This is a genomic window from Actinacidiphila glaucinigra (assembly GCF_900188405.1).
Taxonomy (GTDB): Bacteria; Actinomycetota; Actinomycetes; order Streptomycetales; family Streptomycetaceae; genus Actinacidiphila; species Actinacidiphila glaucinigra.
On record NZ_FZOF01000025.1, the window covers coordinates 33,416 to 55,753 of the forward strand.

19 protein-coding genes are annotated in these 22,338 nt (G+C 71.7%); 15 read left to right on the forward strand and 4 right to left on the reverse strand.

Annotation, left to right across the window (positions count from 1 at the left end; genetic code table 11):
* Window positions 1-21: 21 nt before the first annotated feature.
* Window positions 22-1,665, reverse strand: coding sequence for a hypothetical protein (locus CHF15_RS33870; protein ID WP_089227744.1), 1,644 nt, complete (start codon window positions 1,663-1,665; stop codon window positions 22-24).
* A gap of 178 nt (window positions 1,666-1,843) precedes the next feature.
* On the reverse strand, window positions 1,844-4,048 hold the full coding sequence (locus CHF15_RS33875; RefSeq protein WP_089227745.1) for an elongation factor G-like protein EF-G2: 2,205 nt from the start codon (window positions 4,046-4,048) through the stop codon (window positions 1,844-1,846).
* Between the two features lie 250 nt (window positions 4,049-4,298).
* Between CHF15_RS33875 and pgsA the strand changes: the two genes are divergently transcribed.
* From pgsA to CHF15_RS33950, 15 genes are all read left to right on the forward strand, one after another.
* Entirely contained in the window at window positions 4,299-4,958 is a 660-nt protein-coding gene (gene pgsA / locus CHF15_RS33880; RefSeq protein WP_089227746.1) for a phosphatidylinositol phosphate synthase, read from the forward strand.
* On the forward strand, window positions 4,955-5,938 hold the full coding sequence (locus tag CHF15_RS33885) for a phosphatidylinositol mannoside acyltransferase (protein WP_089227747.1): 984 nt from the start codon (window positions 4,955-4,957) through the stop codon (window positions 5,936-5,938). The genes pgsA and CHF15_RS33885 overlap by 4 nt, the downstream gene beginning before the upstream one ends.
* Window positions 5,935-7,122, forward strand: a complete 1,188-nt coding sequence (locus CHF15_RS33890; RefSeq protein ID WP_089227748.1) for a glycosyltransferase family 4 protein — start codon at window positions 5,935-5,937, stop codon at window positions 7,120-7,122. The genes CHF15_RS33885 and CHF15_RS33890 overlap by 4 nt, the downstream gene beginning before the upstream one ends.
* Window positions 7,123-7,469: 347 nt before the next feature.
* Complete coding sequence (locus CHF15_RS33895) at window positions 7,470-8,027, forward strand: LemA family protein (RefSeq protein WP_089227749.1); 558 nt, start codon at window positions 7,470-7,472, stop codon at window positions 8,025-8,027.
* Between the two features lie 147 nt (window positions 8,028-8,174).
* Window positions 8,175-9,089, forward strand: a complete 915-nt coding sequence (gene pdxS, locus CHF15_RS33900) for a pyridoxal 5'-phosphate synthase lyase subunit PdxS (protein ID WP_089227750.1) — start codon at window positions 8,175-8,177, stop codon at window positions 9,087-9,089.
* 86 nt (window positions 9,090-9,175) lie between these two features.
* A complete protein-coding gene (gene pdxT, locus CHF15_RS33905) occupies window positions 9,176-9,775 on the forward strand; it encodes a pyridoxal 5'-phosphate synthase glutaminase subunit PdxT (protein WP_089227751.1) in 600 nt (199 codons plus the stop codon).
* A gap of 61 nt (window positions 9,776-9,836) precedes the next feature.
* On the forward strand, window positions 9,837-10,589 hold the full coding sequence (locus CHF15_RS33910) for a YebC/PmpR family DNA-binding transcriptional regulator (RefSeq protein ID WP_089227752.1): 753 nt from the start codon (window positions 9,837-9,839) through the stop codon (window positions 10,587-10,589).
* 134 nt (window positions 10,590-10,723) lie between these two features.
* A complete protein-coding gene (gene ruvC, locus CHF15_RS33915) occupies window positions 10,724-11,254 on the forward strand; it encodes a crossover junction endodeoxyribonuclease RuvC (protein ID WP_089227753.1) in 531 nt (176 codons plus the stop codon).
* Window positions 11,251-11,865 carry a Holliday junction branch migration protein RuvA gene (gene ruvA, locus CHF15_RS33920; protein ID WP_089227754.1) on the forward strand — a complete coding sequence of 205 codons (615 nt, stop codon included), beginning with the start codon at window positions 11,251-11,253 and terminating at the stop codon, window positions 11,863-11,865. The genes ruvC and ruvA overlap by 4 nt, the downstream gene beginning before the upstream one ends.
* A 31-nt stretch (window positions 11,866-11,896) precedes the next feature.
* Window positions 11,897-12,961, forward strand: coding sequence for a Holliday junction branch migration DNA helicase RuvB (gene ruvB / locus CHF15_RS33925; RefSeq protein WP_089227755.1), 1,065 nt, complete (start codon window positions 11,897-11,899; stop codon window positions 12,959-12,961).
* A gap of 161 nt (window positions 12,962-13,122) precedes the next feature.
* Entirely contained in the window at window positions 13,123-13,551 is a 429-nt protein-coding gene (gene yajC, locus CHF15_RS33930; RefSeq protein WP_089227756.1) for a preprotein translocase subunit YajC, read from the forward strand.
* A gap of 103 nt (window positions 13,552-13,654) precedes the next feature.
* Window positions 13,655-15,415: a protein translocase subunit SecD gene (gene secD / locus CHF15_RS33935; RefSeq protein WP_089227757.1), complete on the forward strand. Its 1,761-nt coding sequence runs from the start codon at window positions 13,655-13,657 to the stop codon at window positions 15,413-15,415.
* A complete protein-coding gene (gene secF / locus CHF15_RS33940; protein ID WP_089227758.1) occupies window positions 15,415-16,557 on the forward strand; it encodes a protein translocase subunit SecF in 1,143 nt (380 codons plus the stop codon). The genes secD and secF overlap by 1 nt, the downstream gene beginning before the upstream one ends.
* Before the next feature lie 55 nt (window positions 16,558-16,612).
* Window positions 16,613-17,173, forward strand: coding sequence for an adenine phosphoribosyltransferase (locus tag CHF15_RS33945; protein ID WP_089227759.1), 561 nt, complete (start codon window positions 16,613-16,615; stop codon window positions 17,171-17,173).
* A gap of 214 nt (window positions 17,174-17,387) precedes the next feature.
* Window positions 17,388-19,859, forward strand: a complete 2,472-nt coding sequence (locus CHF15_RS33950) for a RelA/SpoT family protein (RefSeq protein WP_089227760.1) — start codon at window positions 17,388-17,390, stop codon at window positions 19,857-19,859.
* A 75-nt stretch (window positions 19,860-19,934) separates the two neighbouring features.
* Here the strand turns inward: CHF15_RS33950 and CHF15_RS33955 are convergent, their stop codons facing one another.
* Complete coding sequence (locus CHF15_RS33955; protein WP_089227761.1) at window positions 19,935-21,164, reverse strand: DUF349 domain-containing protein; 1,230 nt, start codon at window positions 21,162-21,164, stop codon at window positions 19,935-19,937.
* Window positions 21,165-21,384: 220 nt separating this feature from the next.
* Window positions 21,385-22,209: a peptidylprolyl isomerase gene (locus CHF15_RS33960; RefSeq protein WP_089227762.1), complete on the reverse strand. Its 825-nt coding sequence runs from the start codon at window positions 22,207-22,209 to the stop codon at window positions 21,385-21,387.
* Between the last annotated feature and the right edge of the window lie 129 nt (window positions 22,210-22,338).

A 22,338-nucleotide genomic window follows, 5' to 3' on the forward strand; every position in this document is an offset into this window, starting at 1 on the left:
GCCGTCCGGCCCGGGCTCCCGTCAGTAGACGTCGGCCTCGCTGGGCGAGGCGTCCTGCACCGAGGTGCTGAGGAACTGCGAGCGGTTGGTGAACTTCGTGACGTCCACGCCGTTCTCCTCCATCACGGCGATGGCCGCGGAGTGCACTGCCCGCAGCACCGGGGTGGCGGCGCGCAGCGCGTCGTCGGCCATGAACCGGTTCGTCCAGGGCGCCGAGGCCCAGCTGTGCCGCAGCCCGAAGGGCTCGGGCAGGACGATCTTGCCGCCGAGGTGGTCGAGTATCCGGGGGAAGCGCGTCAGCGGGGCGCGGGCGGCCAGCCGCACCACCTCGTCGCTCGCCACGAGCGGCAGCTGCACCTTCTTTGTCTCCCAGAACTTGACCGGGTGGGCGATCTCCTTCTCCTTGGCCTCCGGCGCCGTGGTGAACAGGGAGTGCACGGGCCCGAGGACGTGCCCGGTGACCTCGATCCGCAGGGTGCTCGCCAGCACGGTCACCGAGACCATCATGGTGATCACCAGCTGGCCGTCCCAGACCACGAACTGCACGCCCAGGTAGTGCCGGTTGCCCTTGTCGAACTGCTGCTCGTTGCAGATCCGCTGGATCTCGAAGTCCCGGACGGTGTAGCCGTCGACGTCGGATCCGGTGGGACGGCTGATCTTCTTGGCACCCGCACCGACATGGGAGACGACCCAGTGCTGTATCAGGGGCTTGGGGAAGCCGCCGGTGTGCAGGGGCCCGCGCTGCAGGTCGCGGAGCCTGCCGTGGATCATCTTGATCACGTCCCAGCTGCGGAACGGGTGGATCTCGCTCAGGCCCTCGCGCGGGGTGAGCTCCTCGGCCATCCGCCAGGCGCCCCAGCGGGCACCCATGCCGAGCACGCCCTTGGGGCCGGCGTAGAAGACCACGTTGCTCTGCTGCTCCGCGGAGAGCTTGGCCAGGTTCTGGCGCAGCGTCTCGGCCCGGGTCTGGTTGGGGTTGCGCGGCACGGCCTCGGGGATCTTGGCGCCGACGCCGCTGCCGGAGACCAGCCCCGCCCAGCGTTCGCGCAGGTCCTTGGCGGTCTGCTCGCAGATCCGCTTCGCCCAGAACCAGCCGAGGACCGGGGCCACCATCATCACCCGCAGATACTGCGACCAGAAGCCGGTGAGCGGCGGGTTGAGGACGAACAGGACGGCGAAGAAGCCGACCACGATCAGGACCACCGAACCGAGCAGCCCCGCCCGTGACCCCTCGGACTTCCGTACGACCGCGCGGAGTTGGAAGGCGCCCAGCCAGATCAGCATGCCGGGCAGGAACAGCAGGCCGAACACGGCCATGACGGCGGTCAGTTTGCCGTCGCGCTCCTGGCGGATCCGGTTGGCGGCCAGGCAGTGCTCGACGACGGTCTGCGGCTCCGCGCCGAAGGACTGCACCAACTCGTTGCGCCCGGCGCCGAGCATCCGGTTCTGCACGGCACGGGCGAACGCCTCGCCCAGGTTGGCCCGCAGCAGCTTGACCTTCGGCTCCTTGATCGCCGACATGCCCTCGTCGGCCGCCGACAGGGCCTCCAGGGGACTGTCCCGGTACGCGGCCGACGCGAGCGCCTGGGTGGCCCCCGTCTGGCCGTCGACACCGCTCAGCGGTATCTGCGCGCCCGGGCTCAGGAAGTCGAAACCGTCGGTCACTGCCGCCCCCTTCTGGTCCCCGCCCGCGCGGAAGTGAACCCGCCCGGCCCTTTCCCCGGCCGCGGCACCGGCACACCTGCGACGCCGCCAACCCAGCGTATACGGGGCGTGTGACATGCGTCATCGGCCCGGCGGAAGAAGATCGTTCCGCCGGGCCGCCGACCTCCCCGTGAGGGGGTTACCTGCCGGACTCCTGGGCGTGCTGCTCCCTCAGCTTCTGCGCCAGCTGAGGCGGCATCGGCTCGTGCCGGGCGTAACTGCGGCCGTACCGTCCGGTGCCGTGCGACAGCGACCGCAGGTCGACCGCGTAGCGCCCGATCTCGATCTCCGGTACCTCGGCCCGCACCAAGGTGCGTCCCAGGCCGACCGGTTCGGTGCCCAGCACCCGGCCGCGGCGCCCGGACAGGTCGCTCATGACGGGGCCGACGTACTCGTCGGGCACCATCACCCGGATCTCGCTGACCGGTTCCAGCAGGTGGATCCGGCACTGCGAGGCCGCCTCGCGCAGGGCGAGCGCCCCCGCGGTCTGGAAGGCGGCGTCGGAGGAGTCCACCGAGTGCGCCTTGCCGTCGACCAGGACGATGCGGATGTCCTCGACCGGGAAGCCGAGGGCCACGCCCTTGGCGGCCTGGGCGCGCACGCCCTTCTCCACCGAGGGGATGAACTGCCGCGGTACCGCGCCGCCGACGACCTTGTCGACGAACTCGATGCCGGAGCCGACCGGCAGCGGCTCGACCTCGATGTCACAGATGGCGTACTGGCCGTGCCCGCCTGACTGTTTGACGTGCCGTCCGCGCGCCGTCGACTTCTCGCCGAAGGTCTCGCGCAGCGCCACCTTGTGCGGCACCGCGTCGACCTGCACGCCGTAGCGCGTGCGCAGCCGCTCCAGCGCCACGTCCATGTGGGCCTCGCCCAGGCACCACAGCACGACCTGCCGGGTGTCGGGGTTCTGCTCCAGCCGCATCGTGGGGTCCTCGGCGACGAGCCGGGACAGGCCGACGGACAGCTTGTCCTCGTCGGCCTTGCTGTGCGCCTGGATCGCGACCGGCAGCAGGGGGTCCGGCATCAGCCAGGGCTCCATGAGCAGCGGGTCGTCCTTGGCGGAGAGGGTGTCGCCGGTCTCCGCGCGGGTCAGCTTGGCGACGCAGGCCAGATCGCCTGCGATGCAGTGCGGCACCGTCCGCTGCTGCTTGCCGAACGGCGAGGACAGCGCGCCGACGCGTTCGTCGACGTCGTGGTCCTCGTGGCCGCGGTCCTCCAGCCCGTGGCCGGAGACGTGGACCGTCTCGTCGGGGCGCAGGGTGCCGGAGAAGACCCGCACGAGGCTGATCCGGCCCACGTACGGGTCGGAGGAGGTCTTCACGACCTCGGCGGCCAGCGGCCCGCCGGGATCGCAGGTGAGCTGTGCGTGCGAGGTGCCCTGGGGCGTGGTGACCTGCGGGACCTCGCGTTCCAGCGGCGTCGGGAAGCCGCCGGTGATCAGTTCCAGCAGCTCCACCGTGCCGATGCCCTGCTTGCAGCCCTCGGCGGCCGGCGCGGCGGCCAGCACGGGGTGGAAGGAGCCGCGTGCCACGGCGCGCTCCAGGTCCTGGACCAGCGTCTTGAGGTCGAGTTCCTCGCCGCTCAGGTAGCGGTCCATGAGGGTCTCGTCCTCGCTCTCGGCGATGATCCCCTCGATGAGCCGGGCGCGCGCGTCGTCCAGCTCCGGCAGCTGCCCCTCGTCCGGCGGGCGCTCCTCGCGCTTGCCGGAGGAGTAGTCGTAGACCCGCTGCGACAGCAGGCCGATGAGCCCGGTCACAGGCGCGTGGCCGTCCGCGCTCTCCTCGCCGTGCAGCGGGAGGTACAGCGGCAGCACCGTGTCGGGGGAGTCGCCCCCGAAGGCCTCACGGCAGGTCTCGGTCATCTCGTCGAAGTCGGCCCGGGCCGCCTCCAGGTGCGTGACGACGACCGCGCGCGGCATGCCGACCGCCGCGCACTCCTCCCAGACCATCCGGGTCGCGCCGTCGACGCCGTCGGCCGCGGAGACGACGAACAGGGCCGCGTCCGCCGCTCGCAGACCGGCCCTGAGTTCCCCCACGAAGTCGGCGTACCCGGGGGTGTCCAGCAGATTGACCTTGATCCCGTCCCACTCCACCGGTACGAGCGAGAGCTGTACCGAGCGTTGCTGACGGTGCTCGATCTCGTCGTGGTCGGAGACGGTCCCGCCGTCGGCCACGTGACCGGCGCGGTTCACCGCCCCTGTCGCCAGGGCGAGCGCCTCGACCAGTGTCGTCTTTCCGGAGCCACTGTGGCCGACCAGCACCACGTTGCGCACGTCCTCGGGCCGGCCGGCCGCCAATGCCCTTCCGGCGGCTCCCGGACCTGCATCTCTCCTGTCGCCCATGTGCCTCGCCTCCCGGTCCGTCACGGCATGGGGACTGGCGCCACGGGAGACCACCCGCCCAGGGCGGTCTGCAGTGACGCCCGCGGTAATTCGACCTTCCCACGCCCGTCACGGTGCGTCCATACGTCGTACGTGCTGCGACAGGAAGGGAGCCACGGACCTGCGCCGGAACGCGCCTGGCTACGATGGGCCAGCCGGGCGGCCGAAAGGGGCCGCGCCGGGGCACCCACACCGAACCTCCGGGAAGGCCATGCTGAACAAGTACGCGCGTGCTTTCTTCACGCGTGTCCTCACACCGTTCGCCGCGTTCCTGCTGCGCCGGGGCGTCAGCCCCGACACGGTCACGCTGATCGGCACGGGAGGCGTGGTCGCGGGAGCGCTGGTCTTCTACCCCAGGGGCGAGTTCTTCTGGGGCACGGTCGTCATCACCCTGTTCGTCTTCTCCGACCTGGTCGACGGGAACATGGCCCGCCAGGCGGGCGTCTCCAGCCGCTGGGGCGCCTTCCTGGACTCCACCCTGGACCGGGTCGCCGACGCGGCGATCTTCGGCGGGCTGGCGCTGTGGTACGCCGGGGGCGGGAACGACCTGGCGCTGTGCGCGGTGACGATCTTCTGCCTCGCCAGTGGCCAGGTGGTCTCGTACACCAAGGCGCGCGGTGAGAGCATCGGACTGCCGGTCGCGGTGAACGGCCTGGTCGAGCGGGCCGAGCGACTGGTGATCTCGCTGGTCGCCTGCGGTTTCGCCGGGCTCCACAAGTTCGGCGTCCCCGGGATCCAGTGGCTGCTGCCGATCGCCCTGTGGATCGTGGCCGTCGGCAGCCTGGTGACGCTGGTGCAGCGGGTGATCACCGTGCGCCGCGAGGCCTTCGAGGCCGACGCGGCGGCGCACGAAGGGAGCGGGCGGGCGTGAGGGACGGGCTGACCGACACGCTGTACGGACTGGGCTGGGGCGCGGTCAAACGGCTGCCGGAGCCCGTCGCGGCACGGCTCGGCCGGTCCATCGCCGACCTGGCGTGGAACCGCCGCGGCAAGGGCGTGCAGCGCCTGGAGTCCAATCTGGCCAGGGTCGTGCCCGACGCCGGCGAGGCGCGGCTGCGCGAGCTGTCGAAGGCCGGCATGCGCTCGTACCTGCGCTACTGGATGGAGTCCTTCCGGCTGCCGGCCTGGAGCAAGGAACGCATCCGCTCCTCGTTCGACTGCAAGGACCTGCACCTCCTCGAGGAGGGCCTGGCCTCCGGCCGCGGCGTCGTCCTCGCCCTGCCGCACATGGCCAACTGGGACCTCGCGGGCGCCTGGGTCACCACCAGGCTCGGGGTGCCCTTCGCCACCGTCGCCGAGCGGCTGAAGCCCGAGACCCTGTACGACCGCTTCGTCGCCTACCGCGAGGGCCTGGGCATGGAGGTGCTGCCGCACACCGGCGGCGCCGCCTTCGGGGCGCTGGCCCGGCGGCTGCGCGGCGGCGGCCTGGTGTGCCTGGTCGCCGACCGGGACCTGTCCTCCTCCGGGGTGCGGGTGAACTTCTTCGGCGAGGCCACCCGCATGCCCGCGGGCCCCGCCCTCCTCGCCCAGCAGACCGGGGCGCTGCTGCTGCCGGTCACCCTCTGGTACGACGAGTCGCCGAACCTCCAGGGCCAGGTGCACGCCCCGATCGAGGTGCCGGAGGGCGGCACGCGGGCGGAGCGGACCGCCGTCATGACGCAGCGCCTCGCGGACGTCTTCGCCGCCGGCATCGCCGAGCACCCCGAGGACTGGCACATGCTCCAGCGCCTGTGGCTCGCCGACCTCGAACCCCGCGCGGACGCGCCGGCCGGGCAACCCGCGGAGCCCGGCGCGGCGTCCTCCCCGGCGTCCGGCGAGCCCGCCGACCGCTCCGGAACGGAGAAGCCTTGAGGATCGGGATCGTCAGCCCGTACTCGTGGGACGTCCCCGGCGGCGTCCAGTTCCACATCCGCGACCTCGCCGAGCACCTCATCGCGCTCGGCCACGAGGTCTCCGTCCTGGCTCCGGCCGACGACGACACCCCGCTGCCGCCGTACGTCACCTCCTCCGGACGCGCCGTGCCCGTGCCGTACAACGGCTCGGTCGCGCGGCTCAACTTCGGGTTCCTGTCGGCCGCGCGGGTGCGCCGCTGGCTCCACGAGGGGGCCTTCGACGTCATCCACGTCCACGAGCCCTCCTCGCCCTCGCTCGGCCTGCTGACCTGCTGGGCCGCGCAGGGGCCGATCGTGGCCACCTTCCACACCTCCAACCCGCGTTCCCGGGCGATGATCGCCGCCTACCCGATCCTGCAGGCGGCGCTGGAGAAGATCAGCGCCCGGATCGCGGTCAGCGAGTACGCCCGGCGCACCCTGGTCGAGCACCTGGGCGGCGACGCCGTGGTCATCCCCAACGGTGTCGACGTGCGCTTCTTCGCCGACGCCGAGCCCAAGACGGAGTGGCAGGGCGGGGGTTCCGCCGGCGAGGAGCGGGGGCAGACCATCGGCTTCATCGGGCGGATCGACGAGCCCCGCAAGGGCCTGCCGGTGCTGATGAAGGCCCTGCCGAAGATCCTCGCCGAGCGGCCGGCCACCCGGCTGCTGGTCGCCGGGCGCGGCGACGAGGCCGATGCCGTGGAGGACCTGCCCAAGGAGATGCGCGAGCGGGTCGAGTTCCTCGGCATGGTCAGCGACGAGGACAAGGCGCGGCTGCTGCGCAGCGTGGACCTCTACGTGGCGCCCAACACCGGCGGGGAGAGCTTCGGGATCATCCTGGTCGAGGCCATGTCGGCCGGCGCGCCGGTGCTCGCCAGCGACCTGGACGCCTTCCGCCAGGTGCTCGACGGGGGCGCGGCCGGCGAGCTGTTCCCCAACGAGGACCCGGACGCGCTGGCGGCCTCCGCGCTGCGGCTGCTGGGCGACCCCGAGCGGCGCGCGCAGTTGCGCGAGCTCGGTTCGCGGCACGTCCGGCGCTTCGACTGGTCGGTCGTGGCCGCCGACATCCTCGCGGTGTACGAGACGGTCACCGCGGGCGCCGCGTCGGTCGCCGCCGACGAGCGGGTGGGCCTGCGCGCCCGCTTCGGCTTCGCGCGCGACTGAGGCCCCCGGTGGTGGGCGCCGGGGGCCGTGGCGGTTCCGGTGTGCCGCGGTGGCGCGGTCCTTCGGTGTCCGGTGGGCCGTGGCGGCGTCCCGGTGGTCCGGGTGCCCGGTGGGTGCGGCGGGCGCGCAGGCTGCCTTGCGGTTCGCGGCTGCACCGGTGATCGTGGCGCCGCAGTGGTCCGGTGCTCGCACGGCGGTCCCAACGGTCCGACCCCGCTTGGGCTGGGTGGTCCGGCGCCCGGTCGGCCCGGCCCGTGGTGCTCCGGTGCCCTGCGGTCCGTGACCGCGGCGGTGCCCGCGCGGCGGTCCGGCGGCGGCCGGGGGCCGCCCCGGGCGCACCGGTAGCCTTGCGGCCCGTGACCACCTTCATCTGGGTCGCCGTGGCGCTGGTCGCCGTCGGCCTCTACCTGAGCTGGACCGCGGGGCGGCTGGACCGCCTGCACGCCCGTATCGACGCCGCCCGGGCCGCGCTGGACGCGCAGTTGCTGCGCAGGGCCTCCGTGGCGCAGGAGCTGGCCACCGCGGGAGTGCTGGACCCGGCGGCGAGCATCGTCCTCTACGAGGCGGCGCACTCCGCCCGGCAGGCCGAGGACGAGCAGCGCGAGGTGGCCGAGAGCGAACTGAGCCAGGCGCTTCGGGCCGTCTTCGCCGAGTCCGACGCCGTCGACGCCGTACGGGCCGCGCCCGGTGGCGAGGAGGCCGCCCACGAGCTCACCCAGGCGGTGCGCCGGGTGCCGATGGCGCGGCGCTTCCACAACGACGCCGTGCGCGCCGCCAGGGCGCTGCGCGCGCACCGCAAGGTGCGCTGGTTCCGGCTGGCCGGGCACGCGCCGCGGCCGGCGACCTTCGAGATGGACGACGAGCCGCCGGTCGTCCTGACCGTGGAGGGCGTGGCAGGCCACTGAGGAGCGATTGGCCCTTTTGCGGTCCACTTCGTGCGGTCCACCATGAAACACAGAGCAACCATCGGTGTTCCGCCGGACGACCCTGACGGGGCCGGGAGACGCCGGGGGCTGCCCCCGCCCTGCAGCTGAGCCCCGAGTGAGGTCCCCGTGTCCACCACGCTTCCCAGCACCCCCGAGTCCCCCGAGACCGGCACCGCCCGCGTCAAGCGCGGCATGGCCGAGCAGCTCAAGGGCGGCGTGATCATGGACGTCGTCACCCCCGAGCAGGCCAAGATCGCCGAGGACGCGGGCGCCGTCGCCGTCATGGCGCTGGAGCGGGTCCCGGCCGACATCCGCAAGGACGGCGGCGTGGCCCGCATGTCCGACCCGGACATGATCGAGGGCATCATCGACGCCGTCTCGATCCCGGTGATGGCCAAGTCCCGCATCGGCCACTTCGTCGAGGCCCAGGTCCTGCAGTCGCTCGGCGTCGACTACATCGACGAGTCCGAGGTCCTCACCCCGGCCGACGAGGTCAACCACTCCGACAAGTGGTCCTTCACCACCCCCTTCGTCTGCGGCGCCACCAACCTGGGCGAGGCCCTGCGCCGCATCGCCGAGGGCGCGGCCATGATCCGCTCGAAGGGCGAGGCCGGCACCGGCAACGTGGTCGAGGCCGTCCGCCACCTGCGCCAGATCAAGAACGAGATCGCCCGCCTGCGCGGCTACGACAACCACGAGCTGTACGCCGCCGCCAAGGAGCTGCGCGCCCCGTACGAGCTCGTCAAGGAGGTCGCCGAGCTCGGCAAGCTGCCGGTCGTGCTCTTCTCCGCCGGCGGTGTCGCCACCCCGGCCGACGCCGCGCTGATGCGCCAGCTCGGCGCCGAGGGCGTCTTCGTCGGCTCCGGCATCTTCAAGTCCGGCGACCCGGCCAAGCGAGCCGCCGCCATCGTGAAGGCCACCACCTTCTACGACGACCCCAAGATCATCGCGGACGCCTCCCGCAACCTGGGCGAGGCCATGGTCGGCATCAACTGCGACACCCTCCCCGAGGCCGAGCGCTACGCCAACCGCGGCTGGTAAGCGCCCCAGCTCCCCGCGATGGGCAGGCCGGCGACGGCCTGCCCATCGTCCGTTGCCCCACCCGACGTCCCGGAAGGTCCCACCCCGTGTCCAGCAGTCCCCCGACCATCGGAGTCCTCGCCCTGCAGGGCGACGTCCGCGAGCACCTGGTCGCGCTCGCCGAGGCCGACGCCCTGGCGCGTCCCGTGCGGCGGCCGGAGGAACTGGCCGAGGTGGACGGCCTGGTGCTCCCGGGCGGCGAGTCGACCACGATCTCCAAGCTCGCCACGCTCTTCGGCGTGATGGAACCGCTGCGCGACCGCATCCGGAACGGGCTCCCGGTGTACGGGACCTGCGCGGGCATGATCATGCTCGCCGACAAGATCCTGGACGGCAGGGACGACCAGGACACCTTCGGCGGGATCGACATGATCGTGCGACGCAACGCCTTCGGCCGGCAGAACGAGTCCTTCGAGACCGCGGTCGAGGTCGAGGGCGTGGAAGGCGGCCCGGTCCAGGGCGTCTTCATCCGCGCTCCCTGGGTCGAATCGACCGGCAGCGGCGTCGCCACGCTGGCGCGACTCGACGACGGCACCGTCGTCGCCGTCCGCCAGGGCAACCTGCTGGCCACCTCGTTCCACCCCGAACTGACCGGGGACCACAGGGTGCACCGGTACTTCGTCGACATGGTGCGCGCCGCCGGGTGACGCGATCCCGGTAGGATCGCAATGTTCGTGAAGCAATCGGTGACGTGAAGGAGACAGGCTGATGTCCGGCCACTCTAAATGGGCTACGACGAAGCACAAGAAGGCCGTGATTGACGCCAAGCGTGGCAAGCTCTTCGCGAAGCTGATCAAGAACATCGAGGTCGCCGCCCGTGCGGGCGGTGCCGACGTGTCCGGCAACCCGACCCTCTTCGACGCCATCCAGAAGGCCAAGAAGAGCTCGGTGCCCAACAAGAACATCGACAGCGCGGTCAAGCGCGGTGCCGGTCTCGAGGCGGGCGGTGCCGACTACGAGACGATCATGTACGAGGGCTACGGGCCCAACGGTGTCGCGGTGCTCATCGAGTGCCTCACCGACAACCGCAACCGCGCCGCCTCCGACGTGCGTGTCGCCATGACGCGCAACGGCGGCTCCATGGCGGACCCGGGCTCGGTGTCGTACCTGTTCAACCGCAAGGGCGTCGTGATCGTCCCCAAGGGTGAGCTGGGCGAGGACGACGTGCTCGGCGCGGTGCTGGACGCCGGCGCGGAGGAGGTCAACGACCTCGGCGAGTCCTTCGAGGTGCTGAGCGAGGCCACCGACCTCGTCGCGGTGCGCTCGGCGCTGCAGGACGCCGGCATCGACTACGACTCCGCTGAGGCCAACTTCGTCCCCACCATGCAGGTGGAGCTCGACGAGGAGGGCGCCCGCAAGATCTTCAAGCTCATCGACGCGCTCGAGGACAGCGACGACGTGCAGAACGTCTTCGCCAACTTCGACGTCTCCGACGAGATCATGGAGAAGGTCGACGCCTGAGCCGTCCGGCAGGACGCACGGCGGGACGGCGGCCCGTGGGGATGACACACCCCCACCGGGCCGCCGTCGTTGTCGGTGGCACCCGATAGCCTCCGGGAACGGCTGAACGGCTGTCCGAGGGAGGGAGGGGCGCGGTGCGTGTGCTGGGCGTGGACCCGGGGCTGACCCGCTGCGGTGTCGGCGTGGTGGACGGGGTTCCGGGCAGGCCGCTGCGCATGGCGGGGGTCGGTGTCGTCCGCACCCCGGCGGACGCGGACATCGGCCATCGCCTCGTGCTGATCGAGCGCGGCATAGAGGCCTGGCTGGACGAGTACGCGCCCCAGGCGGTCGCCGTGGAACGGGTGTTCAGCCAGCACAACGTGCGCACCGTGATGGGCACCGCCCAGGCCAGCGCGGTCGCGATGCTGTGCGCCTCCCGCCGCGGGCTGCCGGTCCACCTGCACACCCCCAGCGAGGTCAAGGCAGCCGTCACCGGCAGCGGACGGGCCGACAAGGCCCAGGTCGGCGCCATGGTCACCCGGCTGCTGCGGCTCGACGCACCGCCCAAGCCCGCCGACGCCGCCGACGCACTGGCGCTCGCCATCTGCCACATCTGGCGCGGCACCGCGACCAACCGCCTCCAGCAGGCCGTCGCCCGAGTACGAACCCAGGAGCCCAGCACATGATCGCCTTCGTCAGCGGGCCGGTCGCCGCCCTCGCCCCCGACACGGCCGTGATCGAGGTCGGCGGCATCGGGATGGCCGTCCAGTGCTCCCCGGGCACCCTCGCCGCCCTGCGCCTGGGGGAGCCGGCCCGGCTCGCCACCTCCCTCGTGGTCCGCGAGGACTCCCTCACCCTGTACGGCTTCGCCGACGACGACGAGCGCCAGGTCTTCGAATTGCTCCAGACCGCCAGCGGCGTCGGCCCCCGCCTCGCCCAGGCCATGCTCGCCGTGCACAGCCCGGACACGCTGCGCACGGCCGTCGCCACCGGCGACGAGAAGGCCCTCACCGCCGTTCCGGGCATCGGCAAGAAGGGCGCCCAGCGCCTGCTGCTGGAGCTCAAGGACCGCCTCGGCGCCCCCGTCGGCGGAGCGGGCGCCGCACGTCCCGCGGTGGCCGCCGGGCCCGCCTCGTGGCGCGAGCAGCTGCACGCCGCGCTGATCGGCCTGGGCTACCAGCCGCGTGAGGCGGAGGAGGCCGTGGCCGCCGTGACGCCGCAGGCGGAGGCGAGCGCCGAGCCGCAGGTCGGGGCCCTGCTGCGGGCCGCCCTGCAGACCCTGAACCGAGCCCGCTGACCGTAGCCCGCCGAGCGTAAGGCGCACCGAAGTGAACTGGGACGACGAGTCCGTACCGACCACCGCCGACCGTCTTGTCGGCGCCGCCGCCGACGGCGAGGACCAGGCCGTCGAGGCGGCGCTGCGGCCCAAGGCGCTGGAGGAGTTCGTCGGCCAGGAGCGGGTCCGCGAGCAGCTCGACCTGGTGCTGAAGGCCGCCCGCCGGCGCGGCGGCACCGCGGACCACGTGCTGCTCTCCGGTGCCCCCGGGCTCGGCAAGACGACCCTGTCGATGATCATCGCGGCCGAGATGGGCGCCCCGATCCGCATCACCTCCGGCCCCGCCATCCAGCACGCCGGGGACCTCGCGGCGATCCTTTCCTCACTCGCCGAGGGCGAGGTGCTCTTCCTCGACGAGATCCACCGGATGTCCCGGCCCGCCGAGGAGATGCTGTACATGGCGATGGAGGACTTCCGGGTCGACGTCATCGTCGGCAAGGGTCCCGGCGCCACCGCCATCCCCCTCGAGCTGCCGCCGTTCACCCTGGTCGGCGCCACCACCCGGGCGGGACTGCTGCCGCCGCCGCTGCGCGACCGCTTCGGCTTCACCGGCCACATGGAGTTCTACGCCCCGGCCGAGCTGGAGCGGGTCATCCACCGTTCCGCGCGGCTGCTCGACGTCGACATCGAATCCGAGGGCGCCGCCGAGATCGCCGGCCGCTCCCGGGGCACCCCGCGTATCGCCAACCGACTCCTGCGCCGCGTAAGGGACTTCGCGCAGGTCAAGGCCGACGGCGTGATCACGCGCGAGGTCGCCGAGCGGGCGCTGGAGGTGTACGAGGTCGACGGGCGCGGCCTGGACCGGCTGGACCGCGCCGTGCTGCGCGCCCTGCTGGGGCTCTTCGGCGGCGGTCCGGTGGGGCTGTCGACACTGGCGGTCGCCGTGGGGGAGGAGCGGGAGACGGTGGAGGAGGTGGCCGAACCGTTCCTGGTGCGCGAGGGGCTGCTGGCGCGCACACCCCGTGGCCGGGTCGCCACTCCCGCCGCGTGGGCGCACCTCGGCCTCGTGCCGCCACAGGGCGGCGGACCCGGGCAAGACGGGCTGTTCGGCCCTTGACGGCGGGGAGACTCGCCGCCGCAGGAACCTCGGTGTAATGCTTGGCGTTGTTCCACCGGCGAACGAACGCTTAGACTCCGCCGACGTCGTCCCTCCGGGACCGACGCCACAATCCCGTAGACCAGGCCCCCAGCGGCCGTGCGAAGGATCGTCAAGACACCATGAATCTGGTTCAAATCCTGCCTTTCGTCCTGATCATCGGTGTCATGCTGCTGATGACCCGCTCCGCGAAGAACCGGCAGCGCCAGGCCACGCAGATGCGTGACCAGATGGCTCCCGGTTCGGGCATCCGGACGATCGGCGGCATGTACGCCGTCGTCAAGGAGGTCAACGAGGACACGGTCCTGCTGGAGCTGGCCGACGGCGTCCACGCGCACTTCGCCAAGAACGCCATCGCCGCGGTCCTCGACCAGGCCGAGTACGACCGCATCGTGCACGGCATCGACCCGGAGCCCGAACTCGAGGCGCACGGTGCCGAGGACGTCGACGACGTCGAGAAGGCCGACGCCGACGAGGCCGTCGACCTGAGCAAGTCCGCCGACGAGGCCGCGACCGAGAACGCCAAGACGGACGGCACCGACAAGAAGTAACGGCCCGCCCGGTACTTTTCCAGGGTCGGCAAGTCCGTACTACTCATCGTGCCGCTCCGCTGCGCGCAGGTCGCAGGGCGGTTGGACAGGGAGAATCGAGAAGGTGGCAGCACCGAAGAGGGGCCGTAGGCCCTCGGGGAGCCAGGGATACCCCGGGCGGGCGCTGGCAGTGATCCTGCTGGCCATCGTGGCGCTCACCGGAGGGATGTTCCTCTCCGGCCACACCACCCCCCGGCTGGGCATCGACCTCGCCGGCGGTACGAGCATCACGTTGACGGCCAAGAGCGACCAGGTCGGCGCGATCAACAAGACCAACATGGAGACCGCCAAGTCGATCATCGACCGGCGTGTCAACGGTCTGGGTGTCTCGGAAGCCGAAAGCCAGATCCAGGGCGACCGGAACATCATCGTCAACATCCCCAAGGGCACCAACGCCGCGCAGGCCGAGCAGCAGGTCGGCACCACCGCCCAGCTCTACTTCCGGCCCGTGCTCGCCGAGGTGGCCAACACCCCGGCGACCCCGGCCTCGCCGAGCGGCAGCCCCTCGGGCTCGCCCTCCTCCCCGGCATCGCCGTCCGCGAGCGCCTCGACCGGCGCCAAGGTCTCCGGTTCCCCGTCCGCGAGCGCCTCGACGCAGGGCCGCGCCGTCACCGACGCGCTGAAGGCCTCGTCGACGCCGTCCGCCCCCGCCTCGGGCGCGCCCTCGCCGAACCCGTCGCCCTCGGCGAGCACCGCGGCCCCGGGCAGCGCGCTGGACACCTCCATCCCCGAGGAACTGCAGGCGAAGCTCGCCGCGCTGGACTGCTCCGACGCGAAGACGCGCGCCAACCTGAACCTCAAGGCCAAGCCGACGGACAAGATCGTCGCGTGCAACCAGGACGGCACCGCCAAGTACGCCCTCGGCCCCGCCGCGGTGGACGGCAAGAACGTCAGCAAGGCCGCCGCGCAGTTCGACACCCAGGGCGGCAACGGCTGGGTCGTCACCCTGAACTTCGACGGCGCCGGCTCCAAGGCCTTCTCGAAGATCACCTCGCAGCTCTCCCAGCAGCAGCCGCCGAACAACCAGTTCGCGATCGTGCTGGACAACGAGGTCGTCTCCGCCCCCTCGGTGAACCAGACCCTGAGCGGCAGCGCCGAGATCTACGGCAGCTTCACCCAGGAGAGCTCGGAGGAGCTCGCCAACGTCCTGTCCTACGGCTCCCTGCCGCTGACCTTCGACAAGTCGGACGTCACCAAGGTGTCGGCGGCGGTCGGCGGCGAGCAGCTGCACGGCGGTCTCATCGCCGGCGGCGTCGGCCTCGCCCTGGTCGTGCTCTACCTGGTCGCCTACTACCGCGGCCTGAGCTTCGTGGCGATCCTGAGCCTCATCGTCTCGGCGATCCTCACCTACGAGATCATGACGCTGCTCGGCCCGGCCATCGGCTTCGCGCTGAACCTGCCCGCGGTCTGCGGCGCCATCGTCGCCATCGGCATCACCGCCGACTCGTTCATCGTCTTCTTCGAACGCATCCGTGACGAGCTGCGCGAGGGCCGCTCCCTGCAGCCGGCCGTCGCCCGCGGCTGGCCGCGCGCCCGCCGCACGATCCTCGTCTCGGACTTCGTGTCGTTCCTGTCCGCCGCCGTGCTCTTCGTCGTCTCGGTCGGCAAGGTGCAGGGCTTCGCGTTCACCCTCGGCCTGACGACGCTGCTCGACGTGGCCGTGGTGTTCCTCTTCACCAAGCCGCTGATGACGATCCTGGCCCGCAAGAAGTTCTACGCCGGCGGACACCCCTGGTCCGGGCTCGACCCGCGTGCCCTGGGCGTCAACCCCCCGCTGCGCCGCACCCGCCGCCCCGCGGCCCGTACCGACGTCAAGGAGGCCTGATGTCCCGGCTCGGTAACCTCGGGCACCGCCTGCACCGAGGCGAGATCTCCTACGACTTCGTCGGCCACCGCAAGCTCTGGTACGGCGTCTCGGTCCTCATCACCATCGCGGCGATCGTCGGTCTCGCCGTGAACGGACTCAAGCTCGGCATCGAGTTCTCCGGCGGCGCGGTCTTCACCACCCCGAAGACCGAGATGTCGGTCAGCCAGGTCCAGGAGAAGGTCGCCGACAACACCGGCGGCCACCAGGCCATCGTGCAGAAGCTCGGCTCCGGCGCCGTCCGCATCCAGATCAGCGACATCTCGCTCAACGAGGCGAAGGAGATCCAGGGCGAGATCGCCACGGATCTCAACGTCAAGGCGAACGACATCGACCCGCAGATCATCGGTCCGAGCTGGGGCGACGAGATCTCCAAGAAGGCCTTCCAGGGCCTGGTGATCTTCATGGTCCTGGTGACGATCTACCTGGCGATCGCCTTCGAGTGGCGCAAGGCCGTGGCGGCCCTGATCGCCCTCATCCACGACCTCACGATCACCATCGGCGTGTACGCGATCGTGGGCTTCGAGGTCACGCCCGGCACGGTGATCGGTCTGCTGACCGTCCTCGGCTACTCCCTCTACGACACCGTCGTCGTCTTCGACGGTCTGAAGGAGTCCACCAAGGACATCACCAAGCAGAACCGCTACACGTACAGCGAGCTGGCCAACCGCAGCCTCAACCAGACCCTGGTGCGTTCGATCAACACCACGGTCGTGGCGCTGCTGCCGGTGGCGGGCCTGCTCTTCGTCGGTGGCGGCCTGCTCGGCGCCGGCATGCTCAACGACATCGCCCTGTCGCTCTTCGTCGGCCTCACCGCCGGTGCGTACTCCTCGATCTTCATCGCGACCCCGCTGGTCGCGGACCTCAAGGAGCGCGACCCGCAGATGAAGGCGCTGCGCAAGCGCGTGCTCGCCAAGCGCGCCGCCGACGCCCGCCGTGGCGGCGACGCCGAGGACGAGGCGCAGGACGCGTCCCCCGCGGACGGGGACGCGGACGGCGAGTCGGACGAGGACGCCCACGCGGGCGCCGTCGTCGGCAGTCAGCGCAACCAGCCGGCCCGCAACAACCGCGGCCGCAACCGTCCCTCCGGCAAGCGCCGCTGAGGACGCGGCGGACGACGGACGAGACACAGCGGACGAGCACCGAGGAACACAGCCGATGACCACGACGGACGCCACCCCGGAGGGGCTGCGCAGCCTGCTGCTCAGCCGTATCCGGGACGTGCCCGACCACCCCAGGCCGGGAGTGATGTTCAAGGACATCACCCCGCTGCTGGCCGATCCCGCGGCGTTCAACGCGCTGATCGACGCCCTGGCCGGACTCTGCGTCCGGCACGGCGCCGACAAGGTCGTCGGCCTCGAGGCGCGCGGGTTCATCCTCGCCGCCCCGGCAGCCGCCCGCGCAGGGCTCGGGTTCGTGCCCGTGCGCAAGGCGGGCAAGCTGCCCGGGCAGACGCTGGGACAGGCGTACGAGCTGGAGTACGGCACCGCCGAGATCGAGGTCCACCAGGACGCCTTCTCGGCCGGTGACCGGGTCCTGGTCATCGACGACGTGCTCGCCACCGGCGGTACGGCCCAGGCGTCCCTGGAGCTGATCCGCCGTACCGGCGCCGAGGTCGCGGGTGTCGCGGTCCTCCTGGAGCTGGGCTTCCTCGGCGGCCGCGCCCGCCTCGCCCCGTCCCTCGCCGGCGCCCCTCTGGAGGCGCTGATCGCCGTCTGAGCCACTGGCTCGCCGGAGGCGGGCTCCCGGGCCGCGGAAGCGGTTCGGGAGCCCGCCTCCGGGCGTTGCGGGGGGTCCACGGGGCGGACGGGACGCGGTGCACCCGCTCAGATCGCTACCATGGTGTCTCGGAACTTCCCTCCTCGCCCGTCTTCCGGCCGGGAGGGGACCAGAAGGAGTGCCCTTGCAAGAAGAGGCCAGGCAGGCTCAGCCGATGACCGCCGAAGACGGGAAGAAGCAGGCGGCTTCCCTCTCCACGGCTCCTCCCGTCGCGCCCGCCGCACCGGCCGCACCCGCGGAGGGCAAGGCCGCCAAGCCCGCTCCCGCCGCCCCCGCGACCCCGGCCGCCCGGCCCGTACGCACTCCCGGGAGCGTGGCCCCCAACCGGCCCGCCACCTCGTCCAACCGCGTCCGCGCCCGCCTCGCCCGGCTCGGTGTGCAGCGCTCCAGCCCGTACAACCCCGTCCTGGAGCCCCTGCTGCGCATAGTGCGCAGCAACGACCCCAAGGGCGACCCGTCGCAGCTGCGCCAGATCGAGCGCGCCTACCAGGTCGCCGAGCGGTGGCACCGGGGACAGAAGCGCAAGAGCGGCGACCCGTACATCACGCACCCGCTCGCGGTCACCACGATCCTGGCCGAGCTGGGCATGGACCCGGCGACACTGATGGCCGGGCTGCTGCACGACACCGTCGAGGACACCGAGTACGGCCTCGACGCGCTGCGCCGCGACTTCGGCGACTCCGTCGCCCTGCTGGTGGACGGCGTCACCAAGCTGGACAAGGTCAAGTTCGGCGAGGCCGCGCAGGCCGAGACGGTGCGCAAGATGGTCGTCGCCATGGCGAAGGACCCGCGCGTGCTGGTCATCAAGCTCGCCGACCGCCTGCACAACATGCGCACCATGCGCTACCTCAAGCGGGAGAAGCAGGAGAAGAAGGCCCGCGAGACGCTGGAGATCTACGCCCCGCTGGCGCACCGGCTGGGCATGAACACCATCAAGTGGGAGCTGGAGGACCTCGCCTTCGCGATCCTCTACCCCAAGATGTACGACGAGATCGTCCGGCTGGTCGCCGAGCGCGCCCCCAAGCGGGACGAGTACCTGGCGGTCGTCACCGACCAGGTGCAGCAGGACCTGCGCGCCGCCCGCATCAAGGCGACCGTCACGGGCCGCCCCAAGCACTACTACAGCGTCTACCAGAAGATGATCGTGCGGGGCCGGGACTTCGCCGAGATCTACGACCTGGTGGGCATCCGCGTCCTCGTCGACACCGTCCGCGACTGCTACGCGGCGCTGGGCACCATCCACGCGCGGTGGAACCCGGTGCCGGGGCGGTTCAAGGACTACATCGCGATGCCCAAGTTCAACATGTACCAGTCGCTCCACACGACGGTCATCGGGCCCAGCGGCAAGCCGGTCGAGATCCAGATCCGCACCTTCGACATGCACCGCCGCGCCGAGTACGGCATCGCGGCGCACTGGAAGTACAAGCAGGAGGCCGTCGCCGGCGCCTCCAAGGTGCGTACCGACAGCCCGAAGTCCGCCAAGAAGGACGACGCCGTCAACGACATGGCGTGGCTGCGGCAGTTGCTCGACTGGCAGAAGGAGACGGAGGACCCGGGCGAGTTCCTGGAGTCGCTGCGCTTCGACCTGTCCCGCAACGAGGTCTTCGTCTTCACCCCCAAGGGTGATGTCATCGCGCTGCCCGCCGGCGCGACCCCCGTCGACTTCGCGTACGCCGTCCACACCGAGGTCGGGCACCGCACGATAGGGGCGCGGGTCAACGGCCGCCTGGTGCCGCTGGAGTCGACCCTCGACAACGGCGACACGGTGGAGGTCTTCACCTCCAAGGCGGCGGGCGCCGGCCCGTCCCGCGACTGGCTCGGCTTCGTCAAGTCCCCGCGCGCCCGCAACAAGATCCGCGCCTGGTTCTCCAAGGAGCGCCGCGAGGAGGCCGTCGAGCAGGGCAAGGAAGCCATCGCCCGCGCGATGCGCAAGCAGAACCTGCCGATCCAGCGGGTGCTCACCGGCGACTCCCTGGTCACCCTCGCCCACGAGATGCGCTACCCCGACATCTCCGCGCTCTACGCGGCGATCGGCGAGGGGCACATCACCGCGCAGTCCGTCGTGCACAAGCTCGTCGAGGCACTGGGCGGCGAGGAGGGCGCGACCGAGGACATCGCCGAGATCACGACCCCCTCGCGCAGCCGCACCAAGCGGCGCTCGGCCGCCGACCCCGGTGTGATCGTCAAGGGCGAGAAGGACGTCTGGGTCAAGCTGTCCCGCTGCTGCACCCCGGTGCCGGGCGACCCGATCATCGGCTTCGTCACCCGCGGCAACGGCGTCTCCGTGCACCGGGCCGACTGCGTGAACGTCGAGTCGCTCTCGCAGCAGCCCGAGCGGATCATCGACGTCGAGTGGGCACCGACCCAGTCCTCGGTCTTCCTGGTCGCCATCCAGGTCGAGGCGCTGGACCGGTCCCGGTTGCTGTCGGACGTCACACGCGTCCTGTCCGACCAGCACGTCAACATCCTGTCCGCCGCCGTGCAGACCTCCCGCGACCGGGTGGCCACCTCGCGCTTCACCTTCGAGATGGGCGACCCCAAGCACCTCGGGCACGTCCTGAAGGCCGTACGCGGCGTCGAGGGCGTCTACGACGTCTACCGCGTGACGTCGGCGCGCCAGCGCTGACGCAGACACGGCGAAGGGCCCGTACGCCTCGCGTACGGGCCCTTCGCCGTGGTCCGGGTGAAGCCGGGGCGGGACTCAGCCGCCGAACTCGTCCAGCGACTTGAGGGCCTGGTCGAGCAGCGCCTGGCGCCCGTCCAGCTCCCGCTGCAGCTTGTCGGCCCTGGAGTTGTTGCCCGCCGCCCGCGCCGTCTCGATCTGCTCACGCAGCTTGTCGACGGCCGCCTGCAGCTGCCCGGTCAGGCCCGCGGCACGCGCCCTCGCCTCGGGGTTGGTGCGGCGCCACTCGGACTCCTCGGCCTCCTGGATCGCGCGCTCCACCGCGTGCATACGGCCCTCGATGCGCGGCCGGGCGTCGCGCGGCACGTGGCCGATGGCCTCCCAGCGCTCGTTGATGCCGCGGAAGGCCGCGCGCGCCGCCTTCAGGTCGGTGACCGGGAGCAGCTTCTCGGCCTCGATGGCCAGCTCCTCCTTCAGCGTGAGGTTCTCGCGCTGCTCGGTGTCGCGCTCGGCGAAGACCTCGGAGCGGGCCGCGAAGAAGACGTCCTGGGCGCCGCGGAAGCGGTTCCACAGGTCGTCCTCCGCCTCGCGCTGGGCGCGGCCGGCGGCCTTCCAGTCGGTCATCAGCTCGCGGTAGCGCGCCGCCGTCGGGCCCCAGTCGGTGGAGCCGGAGAGCGCCTGCGCCTCCTCCACCAGCTTCTCCTTGCGGCGGCGGGCGTCCTCGCGCTGCGCGTCGAGCGCCGCGAAGTGGGCCTTGCGCCGCTTGGAGAAGACCGAACGGGCGTGGCTGAAGCGGTGCCACAGCTCGTCGTCGGTCTTGCGGTCCAGCCGGGGCAGGCCCTTCCAGATGTCGACCAGGGCGCGCAGCCGCTCGCCGGCGGCCCGCCACTGCTCGCTCTGCGCCAGCTGCTCGGCCTCGGTGACCAGGTCGTCCTTGGCCGTCCTGGCCTCCTCCGAGGCCTTGGCCTTGGCGACCTTGCGCTCCTCGCGGCGCGCGTCGACCTGCTCGGTCAGCGCGTCCAGCCGCTTGGCCAGCGCGGCCAGGTCGCCCACGGCGTGCGCCTCGGTCACCGCGGCGCGCAGGTGCTCGATGGCGGTCAACGCGTCCTTGGGGGCCAGGTCGGTGGTCTTCACCCGGCGTTCGAGGAGGCCGATCTCGACGACGAGGCCCTCGTATTTCCGCTCGAAGTAGGCCAGCGCCTCCTCAGGGGAGCCTGCCTGCCACGAGCCGACTTCGCGCTCGCCATCGGCCGTACGCACGTACACGGTCCCCGTCTCGTCGACGCGGCCCCACGGGTCGCTGCTCACAGCGCCTCCTCCACGTGATGCCCGGCCGTCGCACGGCTCGCGGGCATCGTCCACAGTTCCATTCGGCCGGGCCGTGCCCAGGCCGGTCCGACGGTCCGCTCACATCCATGGTGCAGCCGTCGGAGCAGGCACCCTACACAACGCCAACATAGGCGACCGGTGCCCCGGCTGTCCGCATCCCGCACCCGCGAAATTAACCCGCGGGTGCGGGACGCGGCGGTCAGGACTTCCCGACCGTCGCCTTGTTGATCACCACGGTGGCGTTCGGGGCACCGTCACCGGCGCCGGTCGACTCGCCCGCGGCGGAGATCTTGTCCAGCACCTTCATGCCGGCCGCGCTGATCGTCCCGAACGGGGTGTAGTTCGGCGGCAGCGGGCTGTCCTTGTAGACCAGGAAGAACTGGCTTCCGCCGGTGTGCGCCTGTCCGGTGTTGGCCATGGCCACCGTGCCCGCCGGGTACGTACCGCCGGCGATCTCCTTCGCCTTCAGGTTCTCGTCCGGGATGGTGTAGCCCGGACCGCCCGTGCCCTGGCCCGTCGGGTCGCCGCACTGCAGCACGTAGATGCCGCTGGTGGTGAGCCGGTGGCACTTGGTGTGGTCGAAGTAGCCCTTGCCGGCCAGGAACGCGAAGGAGTTGACCGTGTGCGGGGCGTTCTTCGCGTCGAGGTCCAGCGCGATGTCGCCGCAGGTCGTCTGGAGCGCGAGGGTGTACTTCGCCGCGGTGTCGACGGTGACCGCGGGCTCCTTCTTCCACTGCTCCGTGCCGGGGCTGCCCTCGGCCGGCTTGGTGCAGGGGTCGGGCGCCTTGCTCGGCTCCGCGGGGGTGGGGGAGGCGTCCGCGGAAGCGGCGTCGTCCTTCTTGGCGTCCGGGCTGAAGGCGCCGGCCGCCCAGGCCGTGGCGCCCGCCGCCAGGACGACCGCGAGCACGGCGGCGACCACCGCGTTGCGCCGCACGGTCTTGCGTTGGGCCTGCACACGGCGCTCGTGCTGCCGCTCGAACTTGTCCCGGGCGAGCTGGCGCCGCCGCTGATCCTTGGTGACCACTGAGCCGTCTCCCGATGCCTTCTGCTCGTCGCGTCCGAATGTGAGTACGCCGCCGATCTTCGCGCCCGGCGCACCCCTCAGTCCAGCGACGTTACTGGTTCGCGATGGCCGCGTTCCCGCCGGTAGGCT

Coding starts and splice junctions, on each gene's coding strand:
- CHF15_RS33910 (WP_089227752.1), top strand. CDS start 9,837: ATGTCCGGCCACTCTAAATGGGCTACGACGAAGCACAAGAAGGCCGTG.
- CHF15_RS33945 (WP_089227759.1), top strand. CDS start 16,613: ATGACCACGACGGACGCCACCCCGGAGGGGCTGCGCAGCCTGCTGCTC.
- secF (WP_089227758.1), top strand. CDS start 15,415: ATGTCCCGGCTCGGTAACCTCGGGCACCGCCTGCACCGAGGCGAGATC.
- CHF15_RS33950 (WP_089227760.1), top strand. CDS start 17,388: ATGACCGCCGAAGACGGGAAGAAGCAGGCGGCTTCCCTCTCCACGGCT.
- ruvA (WP_089227754.1), top strand. CDS start 11,251: ATGATCGCCTTCGTCAGCGGGCCGGTCGCCGCCCTCGCCCCCGACACG.
- CHF15_RS33875 (WP_089227745.1), bottom strand. CDS start 4,048: ATGGGCGACAGGAGAGATGCAGGTCCGGGAGCCGCCGGAAGGGCATTG.
- yajC (WP_089227756.1), top strand. CDS start 13,123: ATGAATCTGGTTCAAATCCTGCCTTTCGTCCTGATCATCGGTGTCATG.
- pgsA (WP_089227746.1), top strand. CDS start 4,299: ATGCTGAACAAGTACGCGCGTGCTTTCTTCACGCGTGTCCTCACACCG.